Origin of the sequence: Amphritea sp. (assembly GCF_048266285.1) — a bacterium.
In the GTDB taxonomy this organism is placed as follows: Bacteria; Pseudomonadota; Gammaproteobacteria; order Pseudomonadales; family Balneatricaceae; genus Amphritea.
This window is the reverse complement of sequence record NZ_JBLWZV010000001.1, coordinates 475,813-496,195: the sequence shown is the minus strand read 5'-3', so window position 1 is coordinate 496,195 and position 20,383 is coordinate 475,813. Positions and strand designations below refer to the sequence as shown.

The 20,383-nt window shown below is 48.9% G+C and carries 23 protein-coding genes; 4 read left to right on the top strand and 19 right to left on the bottom strand.

Going from position 1 to position 20,383, the window contains the following annotated elements; genetic code table 11:
* Positions 1-78: 78 nt before the first annotated feature.
* From murB to ACN0T0_RS02355, 8 genes are read right to left on the bottom strand one after another with little or no spacing between them, the layout of a single operon-like run.
* A complete protein-coding gene (gene murB / locus ACN0T0_RS02390) occupies positions 79-1,104 on the bottom strand; it encodes a UDP-N-acetylmuramate dehydrogenase (protein WP_417222822.1) in 1,026 nt (341 codons plus the stop codon).
* On the bottom strand, positions 1,101-1,574 hold the full coding sequence (locus tag ACN0T0_RS02385; RefSeq protein WP_417222819.1) for a low molecular weight protein-tyrosine-phosphatase: 474 nt from the start codon (positions 1,572-1,574) through the stop codon (positions 1,101-1,103). The genes murB and ACN0T0_RS02385 overlap by 4 nt, the downstream gene beginning before the upstream one ends.
* A gap of 15 nt (positions 1,575-1,589) precedes the next feature.
* On the bottom strand, positions 1,590-2,354 hold the full coding sequence (gene kdsB / locus ACN0T0_RS02380; protein WP_417222817.1) for a 3-deoxy-manno-octulosonate cytidylyltransferase: 765 nt from the start codon (positions 2,352-2,354) through the stop codon (positions 1,590-1,592).
* A 5-nt stretch (positions 2,355-2,359) separates the two neighbouring features.
* Positions 2,360-2,545 (bottom strand): Trm112 family protein, encoded by a 186-nt coding sequence (locus ACN0T0_RS02375; RefSeq protein WP_417222814.1) that lies wholly within the window; start codon positions 2,543-2,545, stop codon positions 2,360-2,362.
* 35 nt (positions 2,546-2,580) lie between these two features.
* Entirely contained in the window at positions 2,581-3,603 is a 1,023-nt protein-coding gene (lpxK, locus tag ACN0T0_RS02370; protein ID WP_417222812.1) for a tetraacyldisaccharide 4'-kinase, read from the bottom strand.
* 1 nt (position 3,604) lies between these two features.
* Positions 3,605-4,024 (bottom strand): ExbD/TolR family protein, encoded by a 420-nt coding sequence (locus ACN0T0_RS02365; RefSeq protein ID WP_417223383.1) that lies wholly within the window; start codon positions 4,022-4,024, stop codon positions 3,605-3,607.
* Between the two features lie 12 nt (positions 4,025-4,036).
* Positions 4,037-4,657: a MotA/TolQ/ExbB proton channel family protein gene (locus tag ACN0T0_RS02360; RefSeq protein WP_417222809.1), complete on the bottom strand. Its 621-nt coding sequence runs from the start codon at positions 4,655-4,657 to the stop codon at positions 4,037-4,039.
* A gap of 60 nt (positions 4,658-4,717) precedes the next feature.
* Positions 4,718-7,036 carry a DNA internalization-related competence protein ComEC/Rec2 gene (locus ACN0T0_RS02355; RefSeq protein WP_417222806.1) on the bottom strand — a complete coding sequence of 773 codons (2,319 nt, stop codon included), beginning with the start codon at positions 7,034-7,036 and terminating at the stop codon, positions 4,718-4,720.
* A 104-nt stretch (positions 7,037-7,140) separates the two neighbouring features.
* On the opposite strand from ACN0T0_RS02355, the gene ACN0T0_RS02350 reads away from it, so the two are divergent.
* A complete protein-coding gene (locus ACN0T0_RS02350; RefSeq protein WP_417222804.1) occupies positions 7,141-7,722 on the top strand; it encodes a DUF2062 domain-containing protein in 582 nt (193 codons plus the stop codon).
* 43 nt (positions 7,723-7,765) lie between these two features.
* Here ACN0T0_RS02350 and lolD read toward each other — a convergent pair whose 3' ends face one another.
* Complete coding sequence (gene lolD / locus ACN0T0_RS02345; protein WP_417222802.1) at positions 7,766-8,452, bottom strand: lipoprotein-releasing ABC transporter ATP-binding protein LolD; 687 nt, start codon at positions 8,450-8,452, stop codon at positions 7,766-7,768.
* The gene (locus tag ACN0T0_RS02340) at positions 8,445-9,689 is read right to left on the bottom strand and encodes a lipoprotein-releasing ABC transporter permease subunit (RefSeq protein ID WP_417222799.1); all 1,245 of its coding nucleotides are present in this window, start codon (positions 9,687-9,689) and stop codon (positions 8,445-8,447) included. Before ACN0T0_RS02340 ends, lolD begins: the two co-directional genes overlap by 8 nt.
* Positions 9,690-9,788: 99 nt before the next feature.
* Between ACN0T0_RS02340 and ACN0T0_RS02335 the strand changes: the two genes are divergently transcribed.
* From ACN0T0_RS02335 to ACN0T0_RS02325, 3 genes are read left to right on the top strand one after another with little or no spacing between them, the layout of a single operon-like run.
* On the top strand, positions 9,789-10,352 hold the full coding sequence (locus ACN0T0_RS02335) for a PilZ domain-containing protein (RefSeq protein ID WP_417222796.1): 564 nt from the start codon (positions 9,789-9,791) through the stop codon (positions 10,350-10,352).
* A 7-nt stretch (positions 10,353-10,359) separates the two neighbouring features.
* Positions 10,360-11,208, top strand: a complete 849-nt coding sequence (locus tag ACN0T0_RS02330) for a DNA replication terminus site-binding protein (RefSeq protein ID WP_417222793.1) — start codon at positions 10,360-10,362, stop codon at positions 11,206-11,208.
* Positions 11,209-11,216: 8 nt separating this feature from the next.
* Entirely contained in the window at positions 11,217-11,555 is a 339-nt protein-coding gene (locus ACN0T0_RS02325; RefSeq protein WP_417222790.1) for a hypothetical protein, read from the top strand.
* Positions 11,556-11,638: 83 nt separating this feature from the next.
* Here ACN0T0_RS02325 and sthA read toward each other — a convergent pair whose 3' ends face one another.
* From sthA to ACN0T0_RS02280, 9 genes are all read right to left on the bottom strand, one after another.
* Positions 11,639-13,039, bottom strand: coding sequence for a Si-specific NAD(P)(+) transhydrogenase (gene sthA, locus ACN0T0_RS02320; protein ID WP_417222788.1), 1,401 nt, complete (start codon positions 13,037-13,039; stop codon positions 11,639-11,641).
* Between the two features lie 149 nt (positions 13,040-13,188).
* Positions 13,189-13,428 carry a (Na+)-NQR maturation NqrM gene (gene nqrM / locus ACN0T0_RS02315; protein ID WP_417222785.1) on the bottom strand — a complete coding sequence of 80 codons (240 nt, stop codon included), beginning with the start codon at positions 13,426-13,428 and terminating at the stop codon, positions 13,189-13,191.
* 9 nt (positions 13,429-13,437) lie between these two features.
* The gene (locus ACN0T0_RS02310) at positions 13,438-14,463 is read right to left on the bottom strand and encodes an FAD:protein FMN transferase (protein WP_417222782.1); all 1,026 of its coding nucleotides are present in this window, start codon (positions 14,461-14,463) and stop codon (positions 13,438-13,440) included.
* Positions 14,464-14,479: 16 nt separating this feature from the next.
* Entirely contained in the window at positions 14,480-15,706 is a 1,227-nt protein-coding gene (gene nqrF, locus ACN0T0_RS02305; RefSeq protein WP_417222779.1) for an NADH:ubiquinone reductase (Na(+)-transporting) subunit F, read from the bottom strand.
* A 37-nt stretch (positions 15,707-15,743) separates the two neighbouring features.
* Positions 15,744-16,352: an NADH:ubiquinone reductase (Na(+)-transporting) subunit E gene (nqrE, locus tag ACN0T0_RS02300; RefSeq protein ID WP_417222776.1), complete on the bottom strand. Its 609-nt coding sequence runs from the start codon at positions 16,350-16,352 to the stop codon at positions 15,744-15,746.
* Positions 16,352-17,011 (bottom strand): NADH:ubiquinone reductase (Na(+)-transporting) subunit D, encoded by a 660-nt coding sequence (locus tag ACN0T0_RS02295; protein WP_417222774.1) that lies wholly within the window; start codon positions 17,009-17,011, stop codon positions 16,352-16,354. Before ACN0T0_RS02295 ends, nqrE begins: the two co-directional genes overlap by 1 nt.
* Before the next feature lie 3 nt (positions 17,012-17,014).
* Positions 17,015-17,803 carry a Na(+)-translocating NADH-quinone reductase subunit C gene (locus ACN0T0_RS02290; RefSeq protein WP_417222771.1) on the bottom strand — a complete coding sequence of 263 codons (789 nt, stop codon included), beginning with the start codon at positions 17,801-17,803 and terminating at the stop codon, positions 17,015-17,017.
* A complete protein-coding gene (locus ACN0T0_RS02285; protein ID WP_417222768.1) occupies positions 17,790-19,001 on the bottom strand; it encodes an NADH:ubiquinone reductase (Na(+)-transporting) subunit B in 1,212 nt (403 codons plus the stop codon). The genes ACN0T0_RS02290 and ACN0T0_RS02285 overlap by 14 nt, the downstream gene beginning before the upstream one ends.
* 2 nt (positions 19,002-19,003) lie before the next feature.
* Positions 19,004-20,341: a Na(+)-translocating NADH-quinone reductase subunit A gene (locus ACN0T0_RS02280; RefSeq protein ID WP_417222766.1), complete on the bottom strand. Its 1,338-nt coding sequence runs from the start codon at positions 20,339-20,341 to the stop codon at positions 19,004-19,006.
* Positions 20,342-20,383 lie beyond the last annotated feature (42 nt).

The window sequence follows — 20,383 nt, the reverse complement described above, 5'->3', positions numbered from 1 at the left end:
ACTTAGCCACAAAAAAAGCAAAAAAAACCGCGATAGGCATCGCGGTTTGGCAAACTAAATAGCCCTTAATAACAGCCCTCAAGGATAGCAGCGCGGTTCAACCTCCAGCATCACACCAAACTGCTTGTATACATCCGCTTGAATCGCGCCAGCCAGATCAACAATATCCGCACCATCAGCTGCACCATAATTCACCAACACCAAAGCCTGCTTATCATACACGCCAGCATCCCCGCGACGATGACCTTTCCAGCCCTGCTGATCAATCAACCAACCCGCGGCGAGCTTGCAATAACCCGGCTGATCGGCAAACACAACCAAGCCAGGATAATCCTGCTTCAGCTGCTCGACCTGAATTTCAGGTATCACTGGGTTTTTGAAAAAGCTACCCGCATTCCCTAATTGCGCAGGCTGAGGCAACTTTGCATTACGGATATCACAGATCAGATCACTCAGTTGTAATGGCTCAGGGGAATCAATATTGCGCTGCTTAAGCTGATCATCAATGCCACCATAATGCAGTACAGGCTCAAACTCTCGACTCAGGGTGAAGGTAACGGCGGTAATCAGGTAACGGCCTGGAAAGCGACTTTTAAAGAGACTGTCTCGATAACCGAACTGACACTCATCTGCGGTAAAAATAACCGACTCCCCCGTCTCGAGATCAAAGGCATCGAGAAAACTCATGCGATCTTTGATCTCAACACCATAGGCTCCAATATTTTGAATCGGTGCGGCGCCGACCGTACCCGGAATTAATGATAGATTCTCAAGACCATAAGCACCCTGCTGCAAGGTCCAGCGAACAAAAGAGTGCCATTCCTCCCCCGCCCCTGCGGTGACGCTAACAGAGCCATCAGAGTTACCCTGCATCTGCAATCCCTGAATCTGATTCACCACCACCAGCTGATCTAGGTCGGCCGTTAGCACCAGGTTACTGCCGCCACCGATAAACAACACAGGCATGCGGTTTTGCTGGATAAAATCACGAATAGCCGGAAGCTGCCCAGCATCTTCCAGCACCGCAAAATAGCGAGCAGAGACATCGAAACCGAAGCTGTTATAAGGCTTTAGAGAGATATTTTCTTGGAACTCAATGGTCATTTATGCAGCTCTGCAGCGATACGATCTAACAGTGCCTCAGAGGCCACCTCAACCAGATCAAGTACATGGTCAAAGCCCGCAGGACCTCCATAGTAAGGGTCAGGCACTTCACGCTCAGCTAAGCTAGAGAGCGCCAAGAACAACCCCAAATGCCCTTTATAATCCGCCGGACAGATCGATTTGAGCTCACTTAGGTTTTCATTGTCCATTGCCATAATGAAATCATAATGGGCAAAATCAGCCGCTACCGCCTGCCGGGCCCGAAGATCACTTAGATCAACACCCCGCTTCAACGCTGCCGCTGCGGCACGATGGTCAGGCGGATTACCGACATGATAAGCCGCCGTGCCAGCGGAATCGATCTCCACCAGGTGCGCCATACCTCTACGCTCCACAAGCGAACGAAATACACCGTGAGCCGTTGGTGAACGACAGATATTACCTAAGCAAACAAAAAGTACCCGTTTCATGTGCTCCTCCGCTAATCAGCTTTCAAAAAGATGGCGAATCCGCTCAAGGTCTTCAGGGGTATCAACACCCGCTGGCGGCAGTTCGTCTGCCTCTTCGACATGGATGACGGCACCATTCCACATTGCCCGCAACTGCTCAAGACACTCAGTCTCTTCAACCGGCGCTGGCGCCCATTGAACAAAATCATTCAGCAGCTTAACCCGGTAAGCGTAAATGCCGATATGGCGCTGGAAATTCACACCTTCCGGCATTACCTGCTGGCCTGCTTCACTATTAAAAGCATCTCTAGGCCAAGGAATGGGTGCGCGACTAAAATACAGCGCTCGACCATTTTGATCGGCAACGACTTTAACGACGTTAGGGTTTAAAACTGAGTCAATATCCGTCACCGGCTCACAGAGCGTCGCGATGCTAGCGTCCGATACTGCACCGAGATTATGCGCCACCTGATTAATAATCCGTGGCGGAATAAGTGGTTCATCACCCTGCACATTGACTACAATATCGTCGGCATAAAAACCCAGCGAATGAACCACTTCCTGCAATCGATCAGTACCTGATGGATGGTCAGCAGAGGTCATACACACTTCAGCACCAAACCCCTTGGCAATATCGGCGATACGCTGATCATCGGTAGCAACAATAACCCGTTGCGCCTCACTCTGAATAGCCCGCTCATAGACATGCTGAATCATCGGTTTACCGGCGATATCCGCCAAAGGCTTACCAGGAAAACGGGAAGAACCGAAACGCGCGGGTATAACAACAGAAAAAGCCATAATAGCTACTTCTCCAGACGCTCTTCAGTGGTCAATGTCCGCGCTTCGTTTTCCAGCATAACCGGAATATCATCACGAATGGGGTAAGCCAATCCGGAACTGCGACAGATCAATTCATTGGTTTCTTTGTTCCATTCAACCGGTGCCTTAGATACCGGGCAAACCAGGATATCGAGTAGTTTCTTATCCATCTTAGATGCCTCTGTGTGAAATACTATAATAAACGTTATTCTATGGGACGTGTCGCCAGCCCTGCGGGTTTCAGTATAGCCTCGAGTGAAGCAGAAAACCCGTTATCCAGCGCAGCATTAACTTCAAGATACCAAGCATTATCCAGTGCTATATGATCGCACTTTACGGCATCTTTTTCAGTCATAATTAAGGGACGTTTAGGCGTGAAATCAAAATCACTGCAACGGTATTGATGATGATCAGTAAAGGAGTGAAGCTGCGGCTGAAAGCCTAGCTGTTCTAAGGTGCGTGCAAAGCGTGCCGGATTCCCGATCGCCGCAACCGCATCAACTACGCGAGAGTCACGCCACGACGATGGATCTAGCTTGGCGTGATTAACCAACGAGACCAACTTCCCCGACTGCAAAGACATGGTAAATGCTTTACTCGCCGCATCAGGCTCCAGCCGTACGTCCGGCGCAGCGCCATTCACCACAATCAGATCGACCTCTTTAAGCCGCGTAACAGGTTCTCTTAACGGCCCCTCAGGTAAGCACCGGCCATTACCGAACCCCCGCGCCCCATCAACCACCGCTATTTCAACGGTGCGATTCAAAGCATAATGCTGCAAACCATCATCACTAATAATCACATCGCATTGCGTCTGCGCTAACAGCGCTTGCGCAGCAGCAACCCGGTTGGGGGATATAACCAGTGGCACCTTAGTGCGCCGCACGATCATCAGCGGCTCGTCACCGGCTTCTGCCGCTGAGGATGAGACTGTAACAAAGAAAGGAGACGTTGGCGGCGCTGCCCGGTAACCACGACTAATGACACCCGGCTTATAACCTTGTTGTCGAAGATAATCGACCAGCCAGATCACCAAGGGAGATTTACCCGTCCCCCCTACCGAGATATTACCAACCACGATAACCGGCACCGGTGCCGTCCAACTTTGTTTAATGCCATCCCGATATTGCTGTCGACGGCGACGAGCTAGATAACAAAAGACCCGCTCGAGTGGGCGTAACAATAGCGGCCAACGACGGCCGTTATACCAAGCCTGTTCCAACCCCATATTACTTATCAGCCGGCTGCTGAGTCGTAATGCTAAGCCCAGCAAACCCGAGCTTTCCCGCTACATCCATCACCGTAACCACGGACTGATGCGGCGTTTTAGCATCGGCAGAAATAATAAAGGGCAACTGACGGTTATCCCCCGCCTGATCGATAATGGCTCGGCGCAGGGTTTCCGGCTGACTATTCAACAAACTCTGACCATTCAGTGTGTAAGCACCATCAACACTGATTAACACTTCCAATGTATCGGCCTTCGATTCCACGGCCTCACCATCCGCTTCAGGCAAGCTGATCTGCAGATGGGTTTCATTAGTAAATGTTGTCGATACCATAAAAAAGATCAGCAGTAGAAACACCACATCAATCAAGGGTGTCAGATTTACGGAAACCTCTTCCGCTTGTTTTCGTCTGAATTTCAATCGGCTCATGGATTACTCGAAATCTACTTCACGGTCGCCATGAACAACTTCAACCAGTTTGTGACACTCTTGCTCCATCTCAATGAGCAACGTCTCAATACGACGCTGGAAATAACGATGAAACACCAGCGCAGGAATGGCGATGGATAAGCCTGCCGCCGTAGTGATTAACGCCTCGGAGATACCACCGGCTAGTACATTGGCATTACCCGTGCCCTGCAACATGATTTCAGCAAAAACTTTAATCATACCGATAACAGTACCGAGCAACCCCAGCAAGGGTGAAATCGCTGCAATGGTACCCAGAGAATTCAGAAACCGCTCCATCTGATGCATCACATGCTGGGCTGCTTCTTGGATACTTTCCTTCATGATCTCCCGACCATGGGTGGAGTTATTTAAACCGGCCACCATAATCTGCCCCAAGAAGCTCTCACTGCGGATCTGTTGCAATCGATCAGGTGTCATTTCGCCATTACGCACCATCGTCCAGACATCGGACAACAGGTTGGCTGGCGCTACGCGCTTTTTCTGTAACACCCAAAAACGCTCTAGACAGATAGCCAGAGACAAAATAGAACAGGCGATAATTGGCAGCATTAGCCAACCACCCGATTGAATCAATTCAAACACCAGTATTCCTCCTTTGGATCGGCCCATACTCTAGCATAGAGTCAGACGGCAGAGTAGTGATTAACCCGCTGTCCAGTAACGCTTTTTCTGCTCTCTATAGGCATGAGTCAAACAACCGTTGGCATTGCTCTCCAGGATCAGCGCGCCCTTCTCTGCCGTATTCAAACTAGGTAACTGTAAGTCATCCAACCGCTGAGTTACCGCTTCTGCCGGATGTCCATAGGGATTATCGAAGCCCGCACTAAACAGAACCTGCTGCGGATCAAGTCGCGCCAGCCATTCTGGCGAACTTGAAAAACGACTACCATGATGCGCCGCAACCAACCAGTTAGCGTCCAAATCAGGATATCGGCTAAGAATCTGTGACTCAATGCTGCTTTCGATATCCCCGGGAATGACCAACGAACAATGCTCAGACTCCACCAACAGAACACAGGAGCGGTTATTCTCATTAACAACCGCTAAGCGGGCGGGTTGAATATAGCGAAAGCGGATGCCATCCCACTGCCAGCTATCATCTGATACGCAGCGCTGGGCCGATAACCTGCGTAACAATTTAGGACTACCTGTCTGAATATCCCCAATGGCAACGCTCTCGCTAAGCGCCGAATAGCCGCCAGCATGGTCATTATCCTTATGACTCAGGACGACACGATCAATCCGCTCGATTTGACGGCTTGCCAATAACGGCAGCAACGTAAATCGAGCAATACTACGACCGTTATAAGCCGCACCGGTATCAAAAACTAAGGTTTTCGTTTCTGTTTCTATTAAAACCGACAACCCCTGCCCAACATCGACAACAGTCGCTCGAAAATCACCTGACCTGAGTGACGGTTTTGCCGGAAAGATTAATCCCAGCAGCAAAAAAACACCAAAAGACCTAACACCAAGCCAGCGAGGCAAAATCAACAGGGCTGCCGCCATGACCCCCAGCATCACAGCAAACATTGCCGGATGACCGCTCAACATCCCACCAGCCGGTGAGCAGAATGCCAATAACTGCCAAAAATAATTGATCAATCCATCTAACAGAACCACCCCCACACTGGAGTCGCCAAGGCTTAGCAGCAACCCCAGCATTACACCGGGCAGCAACACAAACGTTAATAGCGGGATAGCCAACAGATTAACTAAAGGAGCAAGCAGTGCTACCTGCCCTAACCAGAGCAACAACAGCGGCAACAAGCCTAGAAACACCGCCCACTGAGTGGCCAAAATAGTGGCAATAGGCCGACGACTACCCTCTTGGTTAACCGTTAAGAACAACGCGGCTACGGCCGCAAACGACAACCAGAAGCCGGGCTGATAAAAACTCAGCGGCTGAAGCAACAACACCATAACCAGCGCCAATCGATAACGCTGCCAAATACCGACATGGCGATTAAAGAGGGCCGGTAACAACATCGCCAACGACATAATTAAGGCTCGCTGAGTGGGAATGCTAAAACCCGCCAGCAACGCATAGCCCGACGCCAACAATAACGCAGGGATTATGCGATAAGCACGAATATCAGTCGACGCGGGCATAAGACGCCCTAAACTAAGCTGCAAAAACCAACCCAGCCCATAGCCCAATAAACAGGCGATACCGATATGTAAACCACTGATGACCACCAGATGAACCGTGCCAGTTTGACGCAACATCTGCCACTGCTCATCCTGCAAACCCTGCTTGTCACCAAGCACCAGCGCTCTGATCGTAGCATCGGTGGGCGCGGCCAACGACAACTGCGTTAACCATTGCGCGAACTGGTAGCGCCACTTTTCCAATGGATACTGGCCGGTTTCATTAGCGCTATTGAGCAGTTGAGCACGCTTCACATAACCCCTAGCATTTACCTGCTCGGCAAATAGTCGCGTTTCATAATCGCTACTACCGGGGTTCATTAGCCCCCGTGGCGGTTTCAACCGCACTACCAACGACCACCGCTGACCAGGCATGATCTCTTGATCGGGATTGTACCAACTCAATAATAAGTGTTTTAAATCAGTATCGACTAAAGCTGGAGAATAACTCTCCACGTCGAAGCGAAATCGGCTCATGCCTGGCATGGTTTCGGGTAAATGACTCACCAGCCCTTCAACGGTGATGGTCTGTGCGGGCATATCGAGAGGCATCCGCTGGCTCAGGTTGTAATACCCCCAACCTGATGCATAGATCACCCCCAGCAGCACACCCGCAATTTGTACACGCCAACGAACAACTAATTGATCCCAATAGTGCCTGCGCGTCTTAAATAGCCAAGGCCGCAATACGACCTGACAAACAGGTAGACATAAAACCAGCAGCACCATACTCAGTACCGCCAGTACCCAATATGAAGACAGTTGCGGCAGCCAAGCAACCAACAACACACCTAACGCTATACCAATCATCCTTGATTACCGGTTGGCTTAATGGTTTGAAGGAGGCATAATTAGCCCCCCATCAGCTAACTATAAGTTCCACCCTGATGCCGCGCAAACTTATAAAAAAATTTATGCCAGATGAGCGAAAGCTCAAAGCCAACCGCTACCTTAGCTGGTTGGGGAGCCATATACATGACCCAAACCTCTGGCACCTGACACGCAAGTCAGTCAGTCGGGCGTTTTTTGTGGGGCTTTTCTGTGCTTTTATTCCGCTACCATCGCAGATGCTCATTGCTGCGGTGGCAGCCCTGTTTGTCCGCAGTAACTTGCCGATCTCAGTGAGCCTCGTATGGCTTACCAATCCACTCACTATTCCACCGATGTTTTATTTCGCTTATTGGATTGGTACCTTAATTATTGGCGTCGATGTTGTCGCCATCGATTTTGAAGTCAGTCTCGAATGGCTGAAAGCAGAAATCGATCATATCTGGCTGCCCTTAGTGGTCGGTTCGCTTGTTTGCGCTATCGTTAGCGGCACCTTAGGCTATTTACTCATGCAACGCTTCTGGGTATGGCATGTGAATAAAAGCTGGCGCAACCGTAAAGGTCGCAAATTCACACTGCGCAAAACAAAAGCAGAACAACCCGCCCCCTCTGCACCCCCGTCACTCGAGTCTAAAACACCCCATTCAGAAAACAAAAAGCCGGAATAAGTTCCGGCTTCTCAAATCACGCTAGTAGCAAAAAAAAATAGCATTACATGGTCGAGGGCTGCAACAAACCATCCTTTAGTTCAACCACTCGTCCCTGCTTATGCGCCAATTCTAAATCATGAGTCACCACCACAAAAGAGATACCAAACTCGCGATTAAGGGTGTTCATCAAGCTCTGCACCTCTTGCGCAGTATAACGATCAAGATTACCCGTAGGTTCGTCCATCAAGACACAGGCGGGATTCGTCACCAACGCCCGAGCAATCGCCACACGCTGTCGTTCACCACCACTAAGCATCGATGGCTTATGCTCTAACCGGTGCGATAAACCAACCGAATCGAGTATCGTAGCCGATTGCTCACGTACCTTATCAATCGCTTCACCACGAATTAATAGCGGCATTGCAACATTTTCAAGGGCGGTAAACTCAGCCAACAGATGGTGGAATTGATAGACAAACCCGAGCGAACTATTACGCAGCTTGGCCCGTGCCTGCTCGCTAATCTCAAACAGAGATTGATCATCGACACGAACATCACCAGAACTCGGTAGATCGAGGCCACCGAGCATATTCAACAAAGTACTCTTACCGGAGCCTGAGCTACCGACTATAGCGAGGGTTTCACCCCGTTTAACCTCAAGTTGAACACCCCGCAAAACTTCAACCCTGATATCACCATCACCGTAGTGTTTTTTTAGATCAAGACACTGCAATACCAGATCACTCATAACGCAATGCCTCCGCTGGTTGTGTGCGGGATGCCCGCCAAGCAGGATAAATAGTCGCGAGGAAACTAATACTGAGCGCTACGGAGATAATCACAAGCACATCACTTAACTGCAATTGCGAAGGCAGATAACTGATAAAGTAAACATCGGCACTAAGAAACTGAATCCCAAAAGTGTGTTCAACCCAAGCGATAAGATCAGTGATCGTTAAGGCCAGAACCACACCAAGCAGAGAACCTAGCAGCGTCCCCATTACACCAATCACTGTCCCCTGGACCATAAAGATACGCATAATGCAGCCAGGGGTTGCGCCGAGAGTCCGTAAGATAGCAATGTCACCTTTCTTATCGGTCACCACCATCACCAGCGTTGAAACAATATTAAATGCCGCCACAAAGACGATCAAAAACAGCAGTAAGCCGATCATTTTCTTTTCTAACTGAATCGCCTGAAACAGATTTCCATGGGTCCGGGTCCAGTCACTAGCACGATAAAACTCACCTAGGTCGGCAATGATCTGCTTAATACGACGAGGCGCATCAAACAAATTATCAAACTGCAGCCGCAGCCCATCGACACCACTATCCATCCGCTTAATGCGAGCCGCATCGGCAATATGAATGTAGGCCAAATTAGCATCCAACTCGGCCCCCACTTCAAACAAGCCAACCACCGTAAAGCGCTTTAACCGGGGAATAACCCCGGCCACACTAATCGATGCTTCAGGCAACACTAAGGTGATTTTATCGCCAATATTAACTCCCATTGAGCGAGCTAACAGAGAACCCAGTACGATGCCGTAGCTCTTAGGCTGCAATGCCGACAGGCTACCGGCCTTAATATGATTGCCTAGGATAGAGACCTGTGTTTCCATCTCCGGCTCAATACCATTGATCAAGACACCGCGTACGACCCCACGATTCGTCAGCATACCCTGCGCTTGTATATAAGGTGCAGTGCCAACAATGCCTGCCTGCTGATTGACTTTCTCAGCGACTGCCTGCCAATTTTCTAGGGGCTTGCCGTAATCAGAGATTGTTCCATGGGGTACCATCCCCAAAATACGATCTTTCAATTCTCGGTCGAAACCGTTCATGACCGAAAGTACGACAATCAGCGCAGCGACACCCAGCATCAGCCCCAACATTGAGACCAGCGAGATAAATGAGATAAAATTATTGTTCCGCTTGGCTGCGGTATACCGCAATCCAACGTACAAAGAGAATGGTCTAAACATGGCTGAGGATTAAATCACAGACGGATGAATTTCTCTAACAAAATCAGAATAATATTCGCTATACTCAGTTAAAGTGACAAAATCTCGAGGGCTGTAATTTTGAATCAGGAACGACGTCAGTATTTCCGTATTAATGGCAAGGTAGCGGTAGACTATAAGGTTATCACCGAAGATGAGATGCAACACGGACGCCTTCCGACTCAATTTCAGGTATCGCCTTTCTTTCAGTTGCTAACACAACTTCAAGAATGCAATCACGATAGCAGTTATCAGCTACGCAAGATTGCTCAAAAAGAGCCGATGATCGCCTCCTACCTCGAGTTGATGAATGAAAAAATCGACGCCATTGCCCATGCGGTTGCAAAAAGCGAAGTTGAATTCGAGAACCTCACCGCCCAAGAGATCAACCTCAGTGAAGGCGGCATGTCCTTCAACAGCACCCAGCCGGTTGAACTGAAAAGCTATCTCGCCCTAAAAGTAGTTTTTGAAGAGACTCATAGCGGCTTATTACTCTATGGACAGACGCTCTATTGTGGCGAACAGAATGACGACGGTCTATACAAGATAGGCGTCGAATTTAGTGAAATGCCAGAGAGCAGTCGTATGACCGTTGCTCGTTATATTCTCACCAGCCAAACCCGTGGCCGTATGAGCGACGGATGAGCGACGGATGAGCAATACTAGCGCCGTCGAGCTCGTTGATAGTCTGAACGGCCTGCATCAGGCGTTATTGATTTTTTCACAACAACTATCCGCAAGCACTCTACCCTTTTGGTTACCGGGCCCTACGGCCCGAAACCTGCCCCAAGCGGCGGCACTCTGTACCGACATCTGGTATCAAGATGGTCAAGACGGTCGCACCACGCTGAGTCAGCACGGCATTATTGGCGCAGATTCACAACTAATAGATGCCACCCTCAAGCTCAACCAAGCTAAAGCAGATTTTCAACGCCTAGCTACCCAGTATCGTTTGAGCCAAACAACTGACCTGCTGGAACAACTGCACCAACGCAGTGAAAAAATTGCGGCACTGCTACATCGGCATGGTGCTGCAAGGCTTCATCTAAAACAGTGCTATCGCCAAATTCCACTGCTAATGCAATGCCCAGACAAAATTGGGTTTAGTTGGTACACCAGCGGCCGTAGCATACGCAAACTGACACCCACTGAGGCTGAACTAAAGCTCCAAAAGATGGATGTTAGCCAGCCCCACATCCAACAACAACTGCAAGCGGTGGGCAACCTTCGCCCAGGAGATATGCTGGCGCAGATTCAAAACCAAGTGCCGGTCATGCGCGCCAATATGATTTGGAAAAACCAAGACCAAGTCGCACGCAAGGCCCGCAATACCTCACTACCGATTATTATTGCCTTGAACAGTGAAAATCCATGTTTGCCTGCGTATAATGAGCCTCCGCTAACACCTCCAGAGACACGCAGCAGATTAGAGCGCAGTGATCTTAAGATAGATCCACAACCTTTTTTGCCGAGCCTCAGAGCCCACCGCTACTTGGGATAACCGACCTCATGGCCGACGATTCGAACGCAAACACACCCGGCGCAGCAACGCCCCAGACGCACAATAAGCTGCTACACCATGTAGCAACCGGCTTCGGCCTACTGCTGCTGACCGGTTACTATCTACTCATCGATAGTACAGGCTTTTACGACTGGATCACCTCACAGTTACCGGTAAAATACGCAGGCTCCGGCTTAATGCTAGGCATTATGATCGGTATGACCCCCGGCTTCTTTCTCTGGAAATACTACAACCGCTGGGTAGAGAAAAAACTCGGCGTCACCGGTAAATATTACGAAGATGGTTTTTATAAAGAGCCAGAAAAACACAACGATAAGGCCAAGTAACGATGATCAAATAAGCCCGTGATCAGCGATACGGAAATAAAAAAACCGCCACATTGGGCGGTTTTTTGTCGCTCGAAAGAGCCTTAGAGATTAGATATACGGTTGAGGCCGGCAATTGCCGCTACCCGATAGGCTTCTGCCATCGTCGGATAGTTAAAGGTGGTATTGACGAAATAGTTAATCGTATTCGCCTCACCCGGCTGGTTCATAATCGCCTGACCGATATGCACGATCTCAGACGCTTGGTCACCGAAACAGTGAATACCTAGAATCGCTAGGGTATCGCGATTAAAGAGAATCTTCAGCATCCCAACCGGTTCACCGGAAATCTGCGCCCGCGCGGTATCTTTGAAAAAGGCCTGCCCCACTTCGTAGGGCACACACTCTTGGGTCAACTGCTCTTCAGTTTTACCGATTGAGCTGATTTCAGGGATAGTGTAGATTCCAGTAGGCACATCATTAATATAACGGAAATCATCCGCTTTTAGCATATCAGAGGATGCTGCACGCCCCTGGTCAAGCGCCGCAGAAGCCAGTGCAGGCCAACCGATCACATCACCACAGGCGTAGATACCTTCAGCTTTAGTGCGGTAATGCTCATCAACTTCTATCTGCCCACGACCATTAGCCTCAAGGCCAATATTATCAAGCTTGAGCATGTCAGTGTTACCACTACGACCATTACACCAAAGGAAAGCATCTGCACGAATCATCTTACCGGACTGAAGAGTCAGCGTGACACCACGCTCATCGGCGACTACTTTTTCATAAACTTCATTGTGGCGAATTTTTACCGCGTTGTTACGCAGGTGATAACTCAATGAATCAGAAATTTCAGCATCCAAAAAGGATAGCAGCCGATCCATCGAGTCGATCAGATCAACCTTAACCCCTAAACCACTAAAGATAGAGGCGTACTCTGAACCGATAACACCAGCACCATAGATAATCAGTGTACGGGGTGTATGACTCAACGTCAGTACAGTATCGCTGTTATAGATACGCGGATGAGTGAAATCGATATTATCCGGCTTATAAGGGCGTGAACCGGTTGCAATAATAATATTCTTCGCTCGCAGGGTTTCATCGCCTTTCACCGTACCGGATACCAGAACCGTGTTTTTATCAACGAATTCCGCCTCACCAAAGAAGAGATCGATACGGTTGCGTGCATAAAAGTTAGTGCGCATCATAACCTGATTGGAGATAACTTTTTCCGCACGCTTAAGCACTTTAGGAAAGGAGAACCAACGCGGCTCACCGATATCCCGGAACATGGGGTTGGTGTTGAATTCGATGATTTGCTTAACCGAATGACGCAGCGCCTTGGATGGAATAGTCCCTTTGTGAGTGCAGTTTCCGCCCACCGAATTTTGTGACTCAATCACAGCAACCCGGCGGCCCTTTTTGGCAGCATTCATTGCTGCACCTTCGCCGGCCGGACCCGATCCAATTACAATGACATCATAGTCATATACAGCCATCACTTTCCCCTGCTATCTGTTAATTGTTCTATATTCTTTAGGATGGAACCGAGCATGTTATCTCGGGTCACGACAGCTCAATAGCGCCTTGCGCCAACCGTAACAGCGAAACCGAGTGACAGATGCCAAACATGCTTGCATTAACTAAATTAACGTCCAGATTTAGCGTCATACGCCAGCGCAGCTAGCTCTTCCTTGCGGCTCTGCTTATCTTGCTCTTCTTCACACTTACTAGGATTACCACCGCAGATAGCACACTCTTCATCGATACCAACGGCAGCAAGGCCACCGCAGGAACCCGCTATCGGCTTACGTCCCATCATCACGCCAACCGACATGGCCGCGACCACTAACAACAACACTACAAAGGTTAAAATCATCGTACTCATACTATGTCCTCACTCCACCAGATAATCTTTAAATCCCGGCGTCATTATTTCTACAAAGCCTTCACCAGACTTAACAATCATTAATGCTTCAACGCCCTGCTGCTCAGCATAGGCTTCTGCTTTATCAGGACCCAACACCATCATCGCAGTTGCCAGCGCATCAGCCGTGGCACAATCCTTAGCCAATACGGTGACTGACGCCAACTTATGATTTATTGGTTTGCCGGTCACTGGATTAATCGTATGGGAAAAACGGACCCCGTTTTCCTCAAAATAGTTACGGTAATCGCCCGAAGTGGCGATACCGATATTGTTGACTTTAATTATACGCTGAACAATACGCTCACCGGAAACAGGCGCTTCAATCGCGATTTTCCAATGACGACCATCAGGCTTAACACCTTTAGCGCGCAACTCACCGCCCACCTCAACCAGATAAGCGTTAACACCTGCCGCTTCAAGAAGCTCAGCGACCTGATCAACACCATAGCCCTTAGCGATAGCGGATAGATCGATATAGACATTTCGTTCACGGGTAAGTTGCTCACCCGAAAGCGTCAGATACTGATAACCAACCCGCTGACGTAATGCCTCAATATCGGCATCAGCGGGAGCACGAATAATACGACCATCCGGCCCAAAGCCCCACAGATTAACCAACGGACCCACGGTCACGTCGAATGCACCACCTGAGGTGTGGCTAATCTCTAAAGCTTGTTTTAAAACTTGCGTCAAACCAACCGATAGCATAACAGACTCACCGGCCGACATCTGATTAATGCGGCTGAGTTCTGAATCATCTTGGTAAGTAGACATGCTGTGATTAACATCAACCAAAAGTTGATCGATTTTGGCGGGTAATATGGCATCCACTGCGGTATCAGTAGAGACCCATTTTACCGAGAAAGAAGTCCCCATTGTAGGCCCTTGATGGCTAACAATCTGAGGTTGTTTGCTGCACCCCAACAGGGCAAGCAACATAAACGAAGCGGCCAGCAGCAAAGCTGCCGGCCGTTTAATATTACGCCTGGACATATCAGACATCTGTTAATCAGCCACCGAAGTCATCAAGGAAGATGTTTTCACGCTCAACACCCAGATCAACCAACATCTGGATAACCGCTGCGTTCATCATCGGAGGTCCACACATGTAGTACTCACAGTCTTCAGGCGCATCGTGATCCTTCAGATAGTTTTCGTACAAGACATTGTGGATGAAGCCGGTTTTACCTTCCCAGTTATCTTCTGGCTGCGGATCAGACAGTGCTAGATGCCAGCTGAAATTATCATTTTCTTCCTGAAGCTTATCGTACTCTTCATTGTAGAAACACTCACGCAGAGAGCGAGCACCATACCAGAATGAAATTTTACGCTTCGAGTTCAAACGTTTCAGCTGATCAAAGATATGTGACCGCATTGGCGCCATACCTGCACCACCACCGATAAAGACCATTTCGTTATCGGTATCTTTGGCAAAGAACTCACCAAATGGCCCGTAAACTGTGATCTTGTCGCCAGGCTTCAGACCAAACACAAACGAAGACATCTTGCCCGGTGGGTAATCAGTACCTGGAGGTGGAGAAGCGATACGGATGTTAAATTTAACCACCCCACGTTCTTCTGGGTAGTTGGCCATAGAGTATGCACGAATGGTGGTTTCATCCACTTTCGACACAAAACGCCATTGATCAAACTTATCCCAGTCACCTCGGTATTCCTCTTCAATATCGAAGTCCTTGTAGTGAACTTCATGAGGAGGACATTCAAGCTGCACATAACCACCGGCGCGGAAGTCAACATTCTCGCCTTCGGGCAGACGCAGTGTCAGCTCTTTGATAAAGGTCGCTACGTTAGGGTTAGACTCAACGGTACATTCCCACTTCTTAACCCCAAAGATTTCATCTTCGAGCTCAATTTTCATGTCCTGCTTAACCGCAACCTGACATGACAAGCGCCAGCCTTCTTTAGCTTCGCGCATAGTGAAGTGAGACTCTTCCGTTGGCAGCATAGAACCGCCACCATCTAACACCTGGCACTTACACTGAGCGCAAGTACCACCGCCGCCACAGGCAGAGGGTACAAAGATCCCTGCATTGGACAACGTTTGTAGCAGCTTATCTCCGGCAGGAACAGTCACGCTCTTGTCCGGGTCATCATTAATGGTAATGGTTACATCACCACTGCTTACTAATTTAGAACGGGCTGCCAGAATTACCGCGACCAGTGCAAGCACCACCGCGGTAAACATGACAACGCCGAGAACGATTTCTGCATTCATTAGCTTAATCCTTCTTTAGTTGATCATGCGACAGCAATTACAGCTGCACGCCGGAAAAAGACATGAAACCCAGAGACATCAAACCAACGGTAATGAAGGTAATGCCCAGGCCACGTAAACCTTCCGGTACGTCGCTGTATTTAAGTTTTTCACGAATACCGGCCAGGGTAGCAATTGCCAACGCCCAACCAACACCCGCACCGGTACCATAAACAACAGATTCACCAAAGGTGTAGTCACGTTCAACCATGAACAGTGCAGCACCCATGATGGCGCAGTTTACGGTGATCAACGGCAGAAATACGCCCAATGCGTTGTACAACGCGGGAACATACTTATCGAGGAACATTTCCAAGATTTGTACGATCGCAGCGATAACACCGATATAGGAGATATAACCCAAAAAGCTCAGATCAACATCAGGATAACCGGCCCAAGCCAGCGCCCCTTCACGCAACAACAAATTGAAGATCAGGTTGTTAATTGGGGTCGTGATCGCCAATACAACGATAACTGCAATCCCCAAACCGATCGCGGTCTGAACCTTCTTTGAAATAGCCAAGAACGTACACATTCCCAAAAAGAATGCCAACGCCATGTTTTCAACAAAGATCGCCTTAACCGCAAGGCTGATATACTGTTCCATTACGCAGCCTCCTTCTGAGTGTTCTTCGCCAGTTCAAACTCAGGTGCTTCAACCTGATCCTTCTTAAAGGTACGTACTAACCAAATAAACATACCGATAATGAAGAATGCGCTTGGTGGCAATAACAACAGACCATTTGCTTGGTACCAACCACCATCAGTGATCAGCGGTAGAATTTCAATACCAAACAGTTTACCTGCGCCGAACAGCTCACGAATGAAACCAACAAACAGCAACACAACACCATAGCCTAAGCCGTTACCGATACCATCTAAGAAAGAGATCCCAGGTGGGTTTTTCATCGCAAACGCTTCAGCACGACCCATAACGATACAGTTAGTAATGATCAAACCAACAAAGACTGAGAGCTGCTTAGAAATTTCGTAAGCATAGGCTTTCAGGATTTGGTCTACCACAATAACCAAAGAGGCGATAATCGCCATCTGACAGATAATCCGAATACTACCGGGTATCTGATTACGGATAATTGAGATAAACATGTTGGAAAAGGCAGTAACAACCGTTACAGCCAACGCCATTACACAGGCAGTCCCTAAGTTAGATGTTACCGCCAGTGCGGAACAAATACCGAGAATCTGCAGCCCGATCGGGTTGTTGTTAAAAATCGGTCCTAATAGGACATCTTTAACTTGAGACATAATTTACGCCCCCCCTGCTTTCAGATTTGACAGAAATGGTGCATAACCATTTTCACCCATCCAGAAGTGAACCAGGTTAGTGACACCACGGCTGGTCAGCGTCGCACCGGAAAGCCCATCAATCTGATATTTAGCATCCGCTGAAGCTTGATCAACACTACCTTTAATCAATCCCAGAACCGGCTTCATAGAGTCAGCAGTGTAAACCTGCTTACCAGGCCACAGCGCTTTCCAGTTAGGATTATCGACTTCACCACCCAGCCCAGGGGTTTCCGCATGGGAATAAAACCCTAAACCAACTACCGTGTTCAAGTCGGATTCCAGTGCTAGGAAGCCATACAGCGTAGACCAGAGACCATATCCATGAACGGGAAGGATCATCTTATCGAAGCCCTGAGGCGCATCGCTCTTAACCAGATACACCGGCATAACCTTCGCCTGTACCTTGATCGAAGCAATATCATTCTCACGACTTAGCTTAATACCCGTGTCCGCTTCTTTAGCGGCTTTACGCGCATCATAACGGTCAGGATCAGCAACATCGGTATATTTACCGGTGCGCAGATCAACAAAGCGTTTTTCGATCAGTTCATCAAACAACGCCTGAACATCCTTGCCATCGGTCGCTATACCGGCCGCAGCCAGAATATTCGTTTGACGGTCAAGGTTCTTATTTGCAATCTGTTTTGGCTTTAACAGCACGGCTGCTGCTGATACAACCACAGAGCAGACCACACACAACAAAACAGCTACGGTAAGCGTTCTACCGATAGAATCTTTACTCGCTGACATGTCGCATCGCCCTCCGTTTGATGTTCGCCTGCACGACAAAGTTATCGATCAGTGGTGCAAACAGGTTACCGAACAGAATCGCCAGCATCATTCCCTCAGGGAACGCTGGGTTAACTACACGGATCAGAACAACCATCACCCCGATCAGAGCACCGAAGTACCACTTACCCGTATTGGTCATAGACGCTGAGATCGGATCGGTTGCCATAAAGAACATACCGAACGCGAAACCACCCAGCACCAAATGCCAGTAGAACGGCAGCGAGAACATCGCATTAGTGTCAGAACCTATCAGGTTCAGCAAGGTTGCCATAACGGTCATGCCCAAGAACACACCAGCAACAATCCGCCAAGCAGCGATTTTAGCAAACAGCAACACGAGGCCACCCAAGGCAATCGCAAAGGTAGATACTTCACCAACAGAACCCTGAATGTTACCGATAAAGGCATCAAACCAAGTAATGTTGTGCGCCAGAATAGCATCGACACCACCCGCAGCAGCCAAGCCCAGAGGCGTAGCACCCGAGAAGCCATCAACGGCCGTCCAGATTGCATCCCCTGACATCTGTGCCGGATAAGCAAAGAACAAGAAGGCACGACCTGTCAGTGCTGGGTTAAGGAAGTTTTTACCGGTTCCACCGAAAACTTCTTTACCAATCACAACACCGAAACTGATACCGAGCGCAACCTGCCATAAAGGGATAGTTGGCGGCAAAATCAGCGCAAACAGGATAGAAGTAACAAAGAAACCTTCGTTAACTTCATGACCACGCTTCATCGCGAACAAAACTTCCCAGAAACCACCAACAACAAAGGTTGTCAGATAGATCGGTAACCAGTACATCGCACCGTGGATAAGATTGTCCCACAAGCTATCGGGGTTAAACCCGGTAAACAGCGCAGCAAGACCGCCCTGCCAGCTTGATGGCTCAGTAATACCCATCGCCGCCATGGCAGTGTTTGCCTGAAAGCCCACATTGTACAAGCCAAAGAATACGGCTGGGAAAGTACACATCCAGACAAGAATCATGATCCGTTTCAGGTCAACTGCATCACGAACATGTGCAGCGGCCTTTGTTACATGACCCGGAGTATAAAAAATAGTATCTGCCGCTTCATATAGCGCATACCAGTTTTCATATTTGCCGCCTTTATGGAAATGCGGCTCCATTTTATCGAGAATATTTCTTAAGCTCATGATCAGGCCTCTTTCTCTATGCGCGCCAGATTGGAGCGAAGGATCTGGCCATACTCATACTTGCCTGGACAGGCAAATGTGCATAGCGCGAGGTCTTCTTCATCTAACTCGAGGCAACCCAATTCCATCGCATGAACGACATCACCGGTGACGAGAGCACGCAATAACTGCGTAGGAAGAATATCTAACGGCATCAGTCGTTCAAACTGACCCACAGGCACCATGGCTCGCTCAGAACCGTTCGTCGTCGTGGTGAAGTCAAACTTCTTAGACGGACTCAGTACAGAAGCAAACATATTCAGCACAGAGAACTTGTTAGCGCCCGGTTTAATCCAGCCTAACAGTTCGCGCTGATCACCCTCTTCTAGTACGGAAACCTGCGTGGCATAACGTGTCAGATAAGCCAACGGCCCTTCGGCACGACGACCATTCCAGACAGAACCGCTAATAACACGGTTATGATTGCCTTCTGTACGCCCAGCTAATAAATCATCGAGGCTAGCCCCTAAGCGAGTACGTAACAGTGTTGGCTTGCTAACCTGAGGCCCACCTACCGCAACAACACGATCGGTATACAGCTCACCCGTGGTAAACAGCTGACCAAAAGCAATAACGTCTTGGTAGCCCACCGTCCAAACGGTTTTATTCGCTGATACAGGATCCAAAAAGTGGATATGTGTACCGGCATTACCGGCTGGATGTTTGCCGGCAAACTCTTCAACCGTCACGCCTGCTGCCGTTGGCAGATCAGCGCCTGCGGCTTTACACAGAAAGACCTTACCTTCAGTCAAACGGGTTAATACCGTTAAACCGTTAACAAACGCCTCTTTCTGTTCAGCCACCACAACGGCTGGATCAGCCGCCAATGGATTAGTATCTATGGCTGTCACAAAGATCGACGCAGGCTGAGTGCCTGGCTGTGGAACTTTGCTAAATGGACGTGTCCGCAAAGCAGTCCAGGCACCCGATTTAACGAGGTTTTCCTGTACTTGTTCAGCTGTCAAGGAAGACAACTGAGCTGCTTCATACTTTGCGAATTGCTCCGCCTCATTACCATCTATTTCAACAACAACCGATTGAAGAACACGTCTATCACCGCGGTTGATCTCTTTGATCACTCCCGCAGCTGGTGCTGTAAAATCAACACCTTCCGTTTTCTTATCGGAAAAGATCACTTGACCGAGTTTTACTCGATCTCCCACCTTGACCCGCATCGTAGGCTTCATGCCTGGATAATCGAAGCCGATCACGGCGACAGACTTAACCTCAACAGCTGCCGAAACAGTCTGCTCTGGTGTGCCTGTTATAGGTAGATCTAGACCCTGTTTGATCTTGATCATCCGCCTCACCCAATTTCTATTATAATTTTTTCAGGATCCCCC